Source organism: Vibrio sp. 2033, from assembly GCF_033339735.1.
Genome location: NZ_JAWOVC010000774.1, coordinates 1 through 530 on the forward strand (window position 1 = coordinate 1; position 530 = coordinate 530).

Below are 530 nucleotides of genomic sequence, written 5' to 3' on the forward strand. Positions count from 1 at the left end.
AATGGTCAACGGGAAAGTGACCGTATCACTGCTATTGAATTGATCGATAGGATGCTCAAGAGTAAGCGAAATTGAAGCTAATACATCGTTACCCGACTCAACGCCACTCAACGTTAACGTAAATACAGTGACACCATTCGCAAATGCTGTAATTTGCTTTCCACTGGAACTTAACGTGTAGCTAAGCTCATTATCAGAGACTGAGCTTGTAAGCCCTAATGCCTCTAACTTAGTAATGGATGCCCCACCAAAATACAAACTAGTCGGATCAGGGTTATCAGAGCCAGCAATCACATTAACACTGCCTTCGGTGGTTAATAATGCCGCTCCCAGAGGTACTTCTTCTGCGTTTATAGTAGCACTGCCTACATAACCCGCTTGGCCATCTATAATGTCGATGGTCGCGGTTGCTACACCGTAATCTTTTGAATCATCGGCTGCGAGATAATCAAATACGATACTTTGCTCAACCGTGTGATCTAAGTTGCGACTGGCATTCAACTGCCAAGAGCCATCTGAAAATACGGTTA

General features: G+C 44.0%; 1 protein-coding gene. It reads right to left on the bottom strand.

Annotation, left to right across the window (positions count from 1 at the left end):
- Window positions 1-530: hypothetical protein (locus R7P74_RS29015; RefSeq protein ID WP_318124171.1), on the bottom strand; the 530-nt coding region annotated here is incomplete at both ends.